A 13,544-nucleotide genomic window follows, 5' to 3' on the forward strand; every position below is an offset into this window, starting at 1 on the left:
TACTTAAATATCTAGTTTACAGGAGGGTATCTACTAAACATGTTGAAGAAAATGATGATGATCGTGATGGCGTTTACGCTGCTAATTGCCTTCACAAGTCCTGACTCGGCCGATGCAAGACGTGGTGGCGGTTTCAAATCGGGACCAAGAACTTATTCGCCAACACCCAAAAAGGCAACAACCAATAATTATAAGAAGTCAGACACGACGACCAATAATAAAATGTCGGGCACTACAAACGGAATGAACAGCAACCGCGGATTTTTTAGCGGCGGCAGCTTTATGAAAGGACTGATGGTAGGCGGCCTGGCCGGAATGCTGTTTGGCGGCGTATTCGGCAACATGGGCTTCCTTGGCAACATGCTGGGTATGGCGGTTAACCTTCTGGCCATCTACTTCATCATTATGATTGTGGTCTCCTTATTCCAGCGTTTCAGGAAGAAGCCTCAACACCCGGGCGGACCCGATGATTATGATCGTGGAGGAAGGTACTAATTACATGGTTCTCAGCATGGATGAAATTATCAATGCCGTTTGCCTCCATACCGCCGAAAGAACCGGCGTTCGTCCCACCGACGTTCAAGTCGAACTCAGCTGGGATGAGGAGTACGGATACAGCGGAGAGATTTGGGTGAACGGCCGCAGCCGGTATATCGTCGAGTTGAATATTATCGAAGCGATCATGCAATATGTATATCGTGAATATGGAATTCGCGCTTTCCGCGATGACATTAAGCTGGACCTGGAAGAAGAGATTACAGCGATAATCCAGGAAGCTACGTATTAAGACCAAATCCCAAAAGCACTAAGACAATCTTAGTGCTTTTTTATATCCGGAAATATGATTAACAAAAAATATTTATAGTTAATTTACCGCTTAAAGAGAATTCTTCTTCAAAAAGTTATTATTGATATGAGAGTAGCCACAAAAAGGAGATGGACTATGGACGCTAATACTCGTGTCGTTTCGGAAGAGGAACCCTTCGCTAGAGTCTCGGAAAGATGGGCTGACCCCAACGATAAGAACGATTTCCTATATCCATCCCCTCTTATCTGAAGATGTACTTGTCTGTTCCTAAGAAAAAGGACTCTCCTACAGCCATTTGAAAATGGTCTGCAAGAAAGCCCCCTTGTACTTTTATATGAAAGGATCAGTCTCCACGAAATGCCTTCTTCATGCGATCAAAAAAGGACTGCTCATTCTCATGCGTCTGCTCTCCGCTAAGCGATGCGAATTGACGCAGCAACTCCTTCTGTTCGTCGTTCAGCTTGCTTGGAGTAATGACCACGACTTTGACATGCTGATCGCCCTGGCCGACTCCACGCAATCTAGGAACACCTTTGCCTTTTAGACGGAAGAAAGTCCCTGTCTGCGTGCCGGCAGGTATTTTCAGCTTCACTTTCTCGCTCAAGGTCGGAATCTCAATCTCATCGCCGAGGGCGGCCTGAGCAAAAGTAAGCGGTACTTCGCAATAAATGTCGTCGCCTTCACGCTCGAAGAAATCATGCGATTTCACATGAATGATAATGTACAAATCGCCGGCAGGGCCTCCGCGAAGCCCGCCTTCCCCTTCACCGGTCATGCGCATTTGTGAACCGTCATCCACACCCGCAGGTATACGGATATGAATCTTGCGCTGCTTCTTCACTTGCCCATTGCCGCCACAGGTTGGGCATTTCTCCTTAATGATCTTGCCCTTGCCGCCGCAGTTGCTGCATGCACGGCGATTGACCATGCGGCCAAACGGCGTGTTTTGTACCACTTCCTGCTGGCCGCTGCCATGGCAGACGGAGCAGGTCTCTGGCTTGGTTCCCGGCTTAGCCCCGGAGCCAAAGCAAGTGTCGCAGCTCTCCGTTCTTGGAATGCGTATATCCATCTCCTTGCCGAAGACGGCTTCCTTGAACTCGATCGTCAGATTGTATTGCAGATCATTTCCTCGCTGCGGCGCATTCGGATCACGGCGGCCTCCGCCGCCAAAGAACATATCAAAGATATCGCCAAAGCCACCGAAATCGCCGCCTTGGAAGCCTCCGCCCATCCCCTGGTTCGGATCAACATGTCCATATTGATCATAACGCGCCCGTTTGCCGCTATCACTCAGAACATCGTAGGCTTCCTTGACCTCTTTAAATTTATCCTCCGCATCGCTCGCCTTGTTTACGTCCGGATGATATTGGCGTGCCAGCTTGCGATATGCTTTCTTGATCTCATCCTCATTGGCGCTCTTGGACACACCAAGCACTTCATAATAATCTCGCTTCTCAGCCATCCTTCCACCCCCGTTATCGCTTGATTGGCGTGCCGAAAGTTCATCTTCCCTTAATCCGGCAAAAGGAAAGTCAAAGCGCGTCAAATGCCCGACACTTTGACCTTCCCATTCACCAAAGCCTATTTCATATCAAAATCGACCTATGAGCAGGCATGATTCTTATTGCTTATCGTCGTCCACAACTTCATAGTCTGCATCCACGACATTATCCTTCTTCGCACCGCCAGCTTGCCCTGCATCAGCATCGGCACCTGCTTGCGCCTGTGCTTGCTCGTACAGCTTCACGGACAGCTGTTGAACGATTTCTGTCAATTTCTCAGTAGCCGCTTTGATTGTATCTACATCGTCGCTTTCAACAGCTTTCTTCAGCTCTTCTTTGGCTGCTTCCGCTTTTTCTTTCTCGCCGGCATCGACCTTATCGCCAAGCTCTTTAATGGTCTTGTCAACGCTGTAGATCAATTGGTCAGCCGCATTTTTCGCTTCAACGAGCTCTTTGCGCTTCTTATCTTCTTCCGCATGCAGCTCGGCATCTTTCATCATACGATCGATTTCTTCATCATTCAAGCCGCTGGAGGAAGTGATCGTAATCTTCTGGCTCTTGCCAGTGCCTTTATCCGTTGCGGATACATTAACGATGCCATTGGCATCGATGTCGAAGCTAACTTCGATTTGCGGCACACCGCGTGGAGCAAGCGGAATATCGCCCAGCATAAAGCGTCCCAGCGTCTTGTTGCCAGCGGCCATTTCACGTTCCCCTTGCAGAACGTGAATTTCTACGCTCGGCTGGTTATCCGCATAAGTTGAGAATACCTGCGATTTACTGGTTGGAATCGTTGTATTACGCTCGATCATCTTCGTAAATACGCCACCAGCTGTCTCAATACCGAGGGACAGCGGAGTAACGTCGAGAAGTACTACGTCCTTCACGTCACCGGTCAATACACCAGCTTGAACCGCAGCGCCAAGGGCAACTACTTCATCCGGGTTAACGCCTTTATGAGGCTCTTTGCCGGTTACTTTCTTAATCGCTTCCTGTACTGCAGGAATACGAGTCGATCCACCAACAAGAACTACCTTGTCGAGATCCGCAGGAGTCAAGCCTGCATCGCTCAGCGCACGGCGAGTTGGGCCCATCGTACGTTCAACAAGCTCTTCCGTCAATTCTTCGAACTTAGCACGAGTCAGATTCAACTCCAAGTGTTGAGGCACGCCATCAACAACAGTGATGAACGGCAAGGAGATAGTCGTTGTAAGTACGCCGGACAATTCCTTCTTCGCTTTCTCCGCAGCGTCCTTCAAACGTTGTACTGCCGCTTTGTCCTTGCTCAGGTCGATGCCTTGATCCTTCTTGAATTCAGCAACCAGATAATCGATGATCGCTTGGTCAAAGTCATCGCCGCCCAGATTATTGTCACCACTCGTCGCTTTAACTTCGAAGAAGCCGTCGCCAAGCTCAAGGATGGATACGTCGAACGTACCGCCGCCAAGGTCATAGACGAGGATCGTATGATCTTCCGCTTTTTCCATACCATAAGCAAGCGCAGCTGCAGTAGGCTCGTTGACGATCCGAAGCACTTCGAGACCCGCAATTTTACCGGCATCTTTAGTCGCTTGACGCTGGCTATCGTTAAAATATGCAGGAACCGTAATAACCGCTTGGGTTACCGGCTGTCCCAGATAAGCCTCCGCATCGGATTTCAGCTTCTGCAAAATGATGGCCGAGATTTCTTGTGGGGTGTAGTCTTTACCATCAATGCTTACTTTATGGTTTGAACCCATATGTCTTTTAATAGAATTGATCGTACGGTCGGGATTTGTGATGGCTTGACGTTTTGCAGTCTCGCCGACGATCCGCTCGCCATCTTTCTTGAAACCTACTACGGAAGGGGTTGTACGCGCACCTTCAGGGTTAGGAATAACAACGGCTTCGCCGCCTTCCATAACTGCTACGCAGGAGTTTGTTGTACCAAGGTCAATACCAATAACTTTACTCATGGGGATATCCTCCTTAAATAGTTCATATCGTAAAAACAGCTTTGCAAATTTAGCAGCTCAATCTTAGCCGCCAGAATGGGTACCCATAGCGATTAACCGCTAACCTTAACCATGGCTGGGCGCAGCACTTTATCCTTGAGCAGATATCCACTCTGAACTTCCTCAACGACGATGCCAGCTTCGTATTCATCCGAATCCACCTGCATGATGGCTTGATGGTATTCTGGATTAAACACTTCGCCGACAGTCTCCATTTTCTTCAACCCTTCGGACTGAAGTACGTTCTCAAATTGGCGGATAATCATCTCAACGCCTTTGGAATATGCGACAACTGCTTCATTGTCACTTACTGTTCCCAAAGCTCTCTCGAAGTTATCGATAACAGGAAGAAGCTCGGAGATCAGCTTGGCTGAAGCATATTTAGCCAGTTCTTCCTTCTCCTTCAGCGTACGGCGGCGGAAATTATCATAATCAGCCTGAACGCGCAAGATCCGCTGCTGCTGCTCTTCCAGTTCAGCCCGAAGGTTATCAAGCTCTACGTTTGCTTCCTCATTCGCAGCGTCGGTTGGCACCGCTTCGGCTTCCGGTGCTGTCTGACCCTCCGCCTCATGACTTTGATCTTGATTCACATCCACGCCATGATTCAATTCTTCCTCTTGATTCGTTGCATCTTGAACAGGCTGTTGTTCCTTCAAGATGTCACCTCCTTGACTTACATTCGCTAATAGTTACTTGTCATGCTTTTTGGTAAAAAACTGGGTCAAATTCTTGGACAATATATCCAAAATCGGTATCACCCGAGCATAATCCATCCGGGTAGGTCCCAATATACCAATCGTTCCAACAGATTCACCTTCGATCGCATAGGTTGCAGTAATCAAACTGCAATTAGCAAAGGCATCATGATTAATCTCGGAACCAATGCGCACTTGAATGCCGGTGCCTATAGAAGCAGAAGCCAGCATCTTCATTAATGTCGGTGTCTGCTCGAACAGATCAAGGATGTCTTTGATTTTGTCAACATCCCGGAACTCCGGTTGTGTCAGCATGTTCGTAGCTCCGCTAAGGAATAGACGTTGGCCATCCTGCCCGTTGTCGAAGGCTTCATCAAGCACCTTCGTCAGCTCTTCAAAATGCGTCACATAGCGCTGCATTTCCTGGCCAAGCTCATTATACAGAGCAGACTTCAACTTATAGATCGGAACTCCCGCCAATTTGTAATTCAGCAAATTGACGACCTTCTCCATCTCCGAGACTGAGACGCCGGACGGAATCTTCACCGTCTTGTTCTCTACCTGTCCCGTGCTCGTCACAATAATCGCTACCGCCGTATCATCGGACAATGGGAGCAGTTGAAAATGACGCAAAGACGTATGAAAAACTTCCGGCCCAAGCAGGATGGAAGTGTAATTCGTCATATGGGAAAGAATCGTTCCGGCATGCTGGACAACCTGTTCAAGTGCATTTAGTTTTTCCGCAAAGAACATTTTCATTGTAGCGAGTTCTTCAGGAGCAAGCAAATCTAATGGGGACAAGTGGTCCACATAATACCGATAACCCTTATGGGACGGAATACGTCCGGCCGAGGTATGCGGCTGTTCAAGAAACCCCAGCTCCTCAAGATCTGCCATCTCGTTACGGATCGTAGCGGGACTGTACCCGACATCGCCACGTTTGGAGATGCTTCGGGACCCCACTGGTTCCGCAGAGCGAATATAGTCGTCTACTATAGCATTCAAAATCATTCTCTGGCGTTCCGTCAACATGGAAATCCCTCCTAGATCCAAGATTTTGATCAGGCCGTTAGCACTCGGTCGAGTCGAGTGCTAAACCCTATTACAAAAATACCAAACCAACCTGACGATTGTCAAGTCAGTCCAGTATCTTGAGTACTGCTATTTCATCGCAAGCATGCTGCTTGGAACAGTTCACGCAATCCGTCCATACTTTCTCCGGGAAGATCTCTTTCTCTACAACATCGAAGCCATTTTTCAAAAAGAAGGAAACCTCATAAGTCAGCGCCATAACCTTCGGTATCCCTTGCGCTCTCGCTTCTTCCACCAATTGCTTAACAAGCATGGAGCCAAGCCCCTGCCCTTTATAGCCTTCGGCGATGCCGAGCGAACGGATCTCCACCAGCTCGTCGCCCAATTTGCAAAGTGATCCGCAACCTACGACAGCTCCATCCACCTCAGTTACCACAAAGTCATTAATCAGCCGTTCCAGCACTTTACGGGAGCGCGGCAGCATAATTCCTTTCCGTGCATAATCATCAATCAGTAAGTATAATTGCTCTACATCCTCAAGTGTTGCTCTTCTGCTTACCGCAACGGCTGGCATAGCTTCTCCCCCTCAAATCCCAACTTCCAATATTTAATACGAATAAATATACATGATGACGTATAAAACTGCAAGAGGGAAAATTCGTTCTATTCTGTGGGCTCTGAGCAATAGCCCATATATAATGAAAGAACAAAGGAAATCGCCAAAATGACGAGATCTTTGTTCTTCATTTGAGCTAATATTTATTTAGGCTCTGTGAGAGTGTCGATAAACTCGGCAAATACCTCATTGCCGAATAAAATCCCTTTTTCACTAAGCCGGTAACCCCCCTCATCCTCATGGCGCTCAAGCAATCCGGATTCGACCATCTTGCGTAAATGACTGCCGAACATATCCTCAAGCTTGACTACAAATTGGGCCTCAAAATCGGCATTACGAATCCCATCCAGCATACGCAGACCAACCATCATGAAGTCCTCCATCGCTTCCTCGCGAGGAACCGTAAACTGATCCAGACGTGGGAGCCGCGTATTCGCCGCTTCTACGTAGGGGTTAACTCCTTTGATGTTAATATGACGCTGGTGGCCTACATATCCGTGCGCTCCAGCCCCAAAGCCATAGTAATCCTCATTTCGCCAATATGTGATGTTATGGCGGCTCTCATAGCCCGGCTTGGCAAAATTGCTGATCTCATACTGCTTATATCCCGCTTCCTTCATCCGCTCCATCAGCAGTAAATACATCTTCAATTCAGCCTCTTCATCCGGAAGCGGAAGTTGATTCTTCTGATACAGCGTATGGAACAGGGTATTCTCTTCTACCTTCAGGCTGTAGATCGAGTAATGCGGCAGCCCAAGCGCGAGCGCCTTTTGTACACTGTATTCAAGCATCTCCACGGTCTGATTCGGCAGGCCAAACATCAGATCGATCGAGAGATTATGCAGTCCTGCCTTATGGGCATTCTCCAGGCTGCGGTACACATCATCAGTATTGTGAATACGGCCGATTCCGGACAATAGCTCATTCTGGAACGCCTGAACCCCGAAGCTGACCCGATTCACACCGCCCTCACGCATGACCTTTAGCTTCTCCAAATCGGTCGTCCCTGGATTGGCTTCCATCGAGAACTCGATATCCGGTGCAAAGTTTGGAAAATGCTTGCGCACAGAAGCGAGGAAGAACTCCATCTCCTGCGGGTTCAATACGGTAGGCGTGCCTCCACCCACGAAAATGCTGCGAATTTCCTCCGGAGGTGTATGGCTGACGGTAAGCTCCATCTCATGGTCCAATGCCCGCAAATAGTCCATCACCGGTTGGTCCTTCAGCACATACGAATTGAAATCGCAATAGAAGCATTTATTTGTGCAGAAGGGAATATGAATATAAACCGCCTTGGGAGCGGATGATTTCACTTCAATGTCCTGTTCAGGCATTCCTTGTCCTTCATTATTTATTCTATGGTTCACGGCAATGCCTCCTAAATAGTATATGGTTCGAAAAGTCCGCTTTTAATAAGAAATCTGATCCAAGCCATTCAAGGCTGATCGACTGTGATTCAAAGGCAGCTCTGTCTTTATGCTCGCTTATAAGTCAAAAGGAAAGCCCGAAGGCTTCCCCCTATTGAAGTTGAAGATATCTCTTCTATTTATCATCAATCTTGAGTACAGCCATAAACGCTTCCTGCGGTACTTCAACACTGCCGACCTGCTTCATCCGCTTCTTGCCTTCCTTCTGCTTCTCGAGCAGCTTCCGCTTCCGCGAGATGTCACCGCCGTAACACTTGGCAAGCACGTTCTTGCGCATGGCCTTAACAGTCTCCCGGGCGATAATCTTTGTTCCTACTGAAGCCTGGATCGGCACCTCGAACATCTGGCGCGGGATCAGCTCGCGCAGCTTCTCGCAGATGATCCGGCCGCGATGATACGCCTTCTCGCGGTGAACGATAAAGGACAGAGCATCGACCTGCTCGCCGTTAAGCAGAATATCCATCTTCACCAGATTGGATTTGCGGTAGCCGGAAATTTCGTAATCGAAGGAGGCGTAGCCTTTCGTGCTCGATTTCAACTGATCAAAGAAATCATAGACGATCTCCGAGAGCGGAATTTGGTACGTAATCGTCACACGGGTCGTATCAAGATACTCCATGTTGACGAATTCACCGCGCTTGGTTTGGCAGAGCTCCATCACGGTACCGACAAAATCATTAGGTACAATGATCGCCGCTTTGACGTAAGGCTCTTCCACATATTCAATCTTGCCGATCTCCGGATAATTAGACGGGTTGTCAATCGTAATCATCTCGCCATTAGTCAGCGTGATATGATAGATAACGCTTGGTGCCGTCGTAATCAGCGGAATATTGAACTCACGTTCGATCCGTTCCTGGATAACATCCATATGAAGCAAACCGAGGAATCCGCAACGGAAGCCGAAGCCGAGGGCACTGGAAGTCTCCGGCTCGAAGCTAAGCGATGCATCGTTCAGCTGCAGCTTCTCCAAGGCCTCACGAAGATCGTTATAATCCGAGGATTCGATCGGATAGAGACCGCAGAACACCATCGGATTAATCTTGCGATAGCCTGGCAGCGGCTCTAAAGTCGGATTCTTGGCATCTGTTACCGTATCACCGACCCGAGTATCTCCGACATGCTTGATCCCGGCGACGATAAATCCAACATCGCCAACGTTTAATTCATCAACAATGGTCATCCGCGGCTTGAAGGCACCCACTTCGATAACCTCAAACACCTTTTCGGTAGCCATCATTTTAATTTTGGAACCCGCCTTGATTTGACCGTCCACAACACGCACATAGACGATAACGCCCTTGTACGGGTCATAATGCGAGTCAAAAATCAGCGCCTTCAGCGGCTGATCCGGCTCGCCGGTTGGTGCCGGCACCTTCTGTACGACCTGCTCCAGAATCTCCTTGATCCCGATGCCTGCTTTTGCAGAAGCATGAACCGCCTCACTGGCATCGAGCCCGATTACCTCTTCAATCTCTTCTTTCACACGTTCCGGATCCGCACTTGGCAGGTCAATCTTGTTGATAACCGGAAGTATCTCCAGATCGTTATCAAGCGCTAAGTACACGTTAGCAAGCGTCTGCGCTTCAATTCCCTGCGCCGCATCTACGACGAGCAGAGCGCCTTCACAAGCCGCGAGGCTGCGCGATACTTCATACGTAAAGTCCACATGTCCCGGGGTGTCAATCAGGTTAAGAATGTATTCCTCACCATCATCGGCCTTATAGGACAGCCGAACCGCTTGCAGCTTAATCGTGATGCCGCGTTCCCGTTCCAGATCCATATTATCGAGCACCTGCTCCTGCATTTCGCGGGAGGTGAGCGCGCCGGTATATTCGAGAATCCGGTCAGCTAATGTCGATTTCCCATGGTCTATATGTGCAATGATACTGAAATTACGAATTTTTTGTTGTCGAAGCTTAATATCTGTCATCCTTACCCCCACCACAAAATCCTTTGAGTACAATCAATTCATTATATCAGTTGCAAGGACGGACAGCAATTAGACAATTGTAAAAGCTGCATTTACATAAATAACCGGCTATAACCTGCCGATTTCAGCATCATCCGCGATATTTTCATGGGTAGCAATCACGTAGTCGGCAATTTCCTGGATCGTTGTATACGCCACAGCGACATAAGTATCAGCCGCACCACTAGTATATGGCAATCCTCCCCGTTGCGGCGTCCTGCAGCGTTGCGCACGGGAAGACAACATTAGGAACGAACCCCCGCTCTAGCGTCCAACTCTAACGAAACTGGGTATCGCTATTTGGGCCAAAACGCTTACTAAATATTTGTAACGAAACTGAGGAGCGTTATTTGGACATTTTCGGAGCTAAACACCCGATTTTCTCCCAAATAACGATCTGTAGTTTCGTTAGATTTTTTAAGTCACTTTTTTTGAGGCAATAACGTTCGTCAGTTTCGTTAGAGTTACCCAGCCGCCGGGATGACGACGATGTTTTGTATCCGGCATGATGCCCAATTACACATGTGTCGATCCTCCCAACTTCTATGTCGATCCTCCCAACTTTATGAGTTCACCAAATAATTCTGGTCCTTATACTTTAATAACCTCCCCCGAGGCAATCACATTCCCCGGTTCCTAGAAATGCAGCACAGCGATTCGACAACCAACAGATACTAACAAATATTTGAAGGAGCGAGCAAGAATTATTGTTGAAATAAGCGGGGAGTCGTTTTATATTAGCTATGAGGTGTTTAGTTTGTTATATTGTTATATAACAAATGATAACAAACGCTGTTTTCAGAGTGCTTTTTATGCAACAAAACGATTCTGTTTTATTAACCTTTGCCGAAAACGTCCTTGAGATTAAGATTCCCACAAAGGAGGTGTTATGAAATGATCAGCTTCGAGCAGTGGAGCAAGGAATTGCAGCAGGAATTGCAAGCCAACATCCTGAACTTCTGGACCGAGCACAGCATCGATCACGTCAATGGAGGCTTCTACGGCGCTATTGAACAGCCTATGAAGCTAATCCCTGAAGCTGACAAAGGGCTTGTCTTGAACACGCGCATCCTATGGACTTTCGCTGCAGCCTACCGTGCCCTGCAGGTCCCCCATTACCTCGAGATAGCCGATAGAGCTTATCAATATTTGAGTGAATATTTTCTTGACCCCGATTATGGCGGGTTCTTCTGGATGGTCGATTATCAGGGCCGCCCCAGTAACGATAAGAAGCAGATCTATGGGCAAGCTTTTGCCATATACGCCCTGTCCGAATACTATTTGGCAACGAAACATCAAACCGCTCTGGACTTATCTATCACCACCTATCAGCTCTTGGAGAAGCACAGTTATGACAGCGTATACAAAGGTTATGTCGAAGCTCTGGCCCGTGATTGGAAAGCGACGGATAACCTGAGTCTTAGCCGCAAAGATTTGAATGAGAAAAAATCGATGAATACCCATCTTCACATCCTGGAGGCCTACACCAATCTGTATAGAATATGGCCATCGCCCGAGCTTACCGTAAGCTTGACCGAGCTGATCCAGGTCACAATGCAGCATATTATCGATTTGCAGCAAACGCGCTTCAATCTTTTCTTCGATGAGAGCTGGAACGTTAAGGGCGATCATATCTCTTACGGCCACGATATCGAAGGGAGCTGGCTGCTTGTCGAGGCGGCGGAAGTGCTAGGCAATGATGAATTGTTAAAAGAGGTCCAGCGGACCGCTGTCGCCATGGCTGCTGCCGTGCTGGAAACAGGTGTGGACGCTGACGGAGGAATCTGGAACGAAGCAGGTCCAAACGGATTGATTGACGCTAACAAAGATTGGTGGCCGCAGGCTGAAGCGATGGTTGGATTTTTCAACGCCTATCAATTAAGCGGAGAGCAGAGCTTCGAGCAAGCAGCGCTGCGTTCCTGGCAGTTCATTCAGAAAAACCTTATTGATCACACCTATGGCGAATGGTATTGGGGAGTTAGCCCAGATGGATGTCCTCTCCCCCATGGACCTAAGGTCAGCGCGTGGAAATGCCCTTACCATAACAGCAGAGCATGTCTGGAAATGTTAAAGCGAGTGAAAGATCAAGCATTAAATGAACGCTGCACACCCATTTCATAAGTTTAATTGGTTCCATCACATAAGCCCTGGAGGGAATACTATGAGTCTATTCGAAGACCGGAAGCAAGCCATTACAGAACGTTATGAACATCTGATTACCCGCCCTAATGAGAAAATCCCTTACGGAAATGGAGTCTATGATCGCTATAAATATCCGGTACTAACAGCAGAGCACGCACCACTTATCTGGAAATATGATTTCAATCCGGCCACCAATCCATTTTTCGCTGAGAGACTTGGGATTAACGCCGTTCTTAACCCTGGTGCTATCTATCTGAAGGATAAGTATTACCTCGTAGCACGCGTGGAAGGCTATGATCGCAAATCTTTCTTTGCTGTTGCCGAGAGTGATAACGGCATCGACAACTTCCGATTTTGGAATCATCCGGTTGTCATGCCGGAGACCGAAGATCCCGATACGAACGTCTATGATATGCGTCTAGTCCAGCATGAGGATGGCTGGATTTATGGCCTATTCTGTACCGAGCGCAAAGATCCTGACGCTCCCGCCGGAGACCTCTCCAGTGCGGTTGCGCAATGCGGAATCGCCCGTACCAGGGATCTGATCACCTGGGAGCGGCTGGATGATCTGAAATCCAAATCTCCACAACAGAGAAATGTTGTATTGCATCCGGAATTCATCGATGGAAAATACGCCTTTTATACCCGGCCACAGGACGGCTTCATCAGCGCCGGATCTGGCGGGGGCATCGGTTGGGGGTTGTCCGAATCTATCGAGCATGCCAGCATCGACGAGGAATTCATCATTGATGAGCGCTGCTACCATACGATTAAAGAGGTCAAGAACGGCCAAGGCCCTGCCCCGATCAAGACAGACAAAGGCTGGTTGCATATCGCGCACGGCGTCCGCGGCACCGCAGCCGGCCTAAGATATGTTCTCTATGCGTTCCTTACAGATCTGCAAGCGCCTTACAAAGTTACGCATCGCCCGGGTGGGCACTTTATCGCCCCGCAAGGCGAGGAGCGGGTTGGCGACGTCTCCAACGTCGTATTCTGCAACGGCGTCATCGCCCGGGAGAGTGGAGAAGTGTTCATTTACTACGCCTCCTCCGATACACGAATTCATGTAGCAACAACGACAATAGACCAACTGCTTGATTACTGCATGAACACTCCTGAGGATCCGTTTCGCTCTTACGCTTGTGTACAGCAAAGAGTGAATTTAGTCGACCGGAATCTGGAATATACGAGAGTACACTCTTAGAGGCTGTTAAAGGGTCCGCTTTTATAGGAAAACCGTTCGAAGTCATCCAATAGATGAGCGACCGTGCCCAAAAGCAGGCTTTCTTGCAACATAGAATTTCATCGGAACTACTCTGACAACGAATAAATTCGAAGGGAATCAGGGAGCAAATT

General features: G+C 48.3%; 11 protein-coding genes and 1 pseudogene. 4 read left to right on the forward strand and 8 right to left on the reverse strand.

What is annotated here, in order from left to right:
- The first annotated feature begins 39 nt into the window (after positions 1 to 39).
- Both BN1360_RS22675 and BN1360_RS22680 read left to right on the forward strand, forming a co-directional pair.
- Positions 40 to 495: a hypothetical protein gene (locus tag BN1360_RS22675; protein ID WP_068782117.1), complete on the forward strand. Its 456-nt coding sequence runs from the start codon at positions 40 to 42 to the stop codon at positions 493 to 495.
- Between the two features lie 4 nt (positions 496 to 499).
- Positions 500 to 787 (forward strand): YxcD family protein, encoded by a 288-nt coding sequence (locus BN1360_RS22680; protein WP_068782118.1) that lies wholly within the window; start codon positions 500 to 502, stop codon positions 785 to 787.
- Between the two features lie 364 nt (positions 788 to 1,151).
- On the opposite strand, the gene dnaJ is transcribed toward BN1360_RS22680, so the two are convergent.
- From dnaJ to BN1360_RS22720, 8 genes and pseudogenes are all read right to left on the reverse strand, one after another.
- The gene (gene dnaJ / locus BN1360_RS22685; protein WP_068782119.1) at positions 1,152 to 2,270 is read right to left on the reverse strand and encodes a molecular chaperone DnaJ; all 1,119 of its coding nucleotides are present in this window, start codon (positions 2,268 to 2,270) and stop codon (positions 1,152 to 1,154) included.
- A 159-nt stretch (positions 2,271 to 2,429) separates the two neighbouring features.
- Complete coding sequence (gene dnaK, locus BN1360_RS22690; protein WP_068782120.1) at positions 2,430 to 4,265, reverse strand: molecular chaperone DnaK; 1,836 nt, start codon at positions 4,263 to 4,265, stop codon at positions 2,430 to 2,432.
- 92 nt (positions 4,266 to 4,357) lie between these two features.
- Entirely contained in the window at positions 4,358 to 4,960 is a 603-nt protein-coding gene (gene grpE / locus BN1360_RS22695) for a nucleotide exchange factor GrpE (protein WP_082790172.1), read from the reverse strand.
- Between the two features lie 33 nt (positions 4,961 to 4,993).
- On the reverse strand, positions 4,994 to 6,031 hold the full coding sequence (gene hrcA / locus BN1360_RS22700; RefSeq protein ID WP_068782121.1) for a heat-inducible transcriptional repressor HrcA: 1,038 nt from the start codon (positions 6,029 to 6,031) through the stop codon (positions 4,994 to 4,996).
- A gap of 106 nt (positions 6,032 to 6,137) precedes the next feature.
- Positions 6,138 to 6,605 (reverse strand): N-acetyltransferase, encoded by a 468-nt coding sequence (locus BN1360_RS22705; RefSeq protein ID WP_068782122.1) that lies wholly within the window; start codon positions 6,603 to 6,605, stop codon positions 6,138 to 6,140.
- Between the two features lie 185 nt (positions 6,606 to 6,790).
- Positions 6,791 to 7,981 carry a radical SAM family heme chaperone HemW gene (hemW, locus tag BN1360_RS22710; protein WP_068782530.1) on the reverse strand — a complete coding sequence of 397 codons (1,191 nt, stop codon included), beginning with the start codon at positions 7,979 to 7,981 and terminating at the stop codon, positions 6,791 to 6,793.
- A gap of 208 nt (positions 7,982 to 8,189) precedes the next feature.
- A complete protein-coding gene (gene lepA, locus BN1360_RS22715; protein ID WP_068782123.1) occupies positions 8,190 to 10,007 on the reverse strand; it encodes a translation elongation factor 4 in 1,818 nt (605 codons plus the stop codon).
- A gap of 108 nt (positions 10,008 to 10,115) precedes the next feature.
- Positions 10,116 to 10,320 (reverse strand): annotated as a pseudogene (locus BN1360_RS22720) (glycoside hydrolase family 130 protein); the annotation flags it as partial.
- Between the two features lie 620 nt (positions 10,321 to 10,940).
- On the opposite strand from BN1360_RS22720, the gene BN1360_RS22725 reads away from it, so the two are divergent.
- Positions 10,941 to 12,167 carry an AGE family epimerase/isomerase gene (locus tag BN1360_RS22725; protein WP_068782124.1) on the forward strand — a complete coding sequence of 409 codons (1,227 nt, stop codon included), beginning with the start codon at positions 10,941 to 10,943 and terminating at the stop codon, positions 12,165 to 12,167.
- A gap of 40 nt (positions 12,168 to 12,207) precedes the next feature.
- A complete protein-coding gene (locus BN1360_RS22730; RefSeq protein ID WP_068782125.1) occupies positions 12,208 to 13,392 on the forward strand; it encodes a glycoside hydrolase family 130 protein in 1,185 nt (394 codons plus the stop codon).
- Positions 13,393 to 13,544 lie beyond the last annotated feature (152 nt).

The sequence above is a fragment of the Paenibacillus sp. GM2 genome (assembly GCF_900069005.2).
Lineage (GTDB): Bacteria > Bacillota > Bacilli > Paenibacillales > Paenibacillaceae > Fontibacillus.

Coding starts and splice junctions, on each gene's coding strand:
- dnaK (WP_068782120.1), bottom strand. CDS start 4,265: ATGAGTAAAGTTATTGGTATTGACCTTGGTACAACAAACTCCTGCGTA.
- dnaJ (WP_068782119.1), bottom strand. CDS start 2,270: ATGGCTGAGAAGCGAGATTATTATGAAGTGCTTGGTGTGTCCAAGAGC.
- BN1360_RS22680 (WP_068782118.1), top strand. CDS start 500: ATGGTTCTCAGCATGGATGAAATTATCAATGCCGTTTGCCTCCATACC.
- BN1360_RS22705 (WP_068782122.1), bottom strand. CDS start 6,605: ATGCCAGCCGTTGCGGTAAGCAGAAGAGCAACACTTGAGGATGTAGAG.
- hrcA (WP_068782121.1), bottom strand. CDS start 6,031: ATGTTGACGGAACGCCAGAGAATGATTTTGAATGCTATAGTAGACGAC.
- BN1360_RS22725 (WP_068782124.1), top strand. CDS start 10,941: ATGATCAGCTTCGAGCAGTGGAGCAAGGAATTGCAGCAGGAATTGCAA.
- BN1360_RS22675 (WP_068782117.1), top strand. CDS start 40: ATGTTGAAGAAAATGATGATGATCGTGATGGCGTTTACGCTGCTAATT.
- hemW (WP_068782530.1), bottom strand. CDS start 7,981: ATGCCTGAACAGGACATTGAAGTGAAATCATCCGCTCCCAAGGCGGTT.
- BN1360_RS22730 (WP_068782125.1), top strand. CDS start 12,208: ATGAGTCTATTCGAAGACCGGAAGCAAGCCATTACAGAACGTTATGAA.
- lepA (WP_068782123.1), bottom strand. CDS start 10,007: ATGACAGATATTAAGCTTCGACAACAAAAAATTCGTAATTTCAGTATC.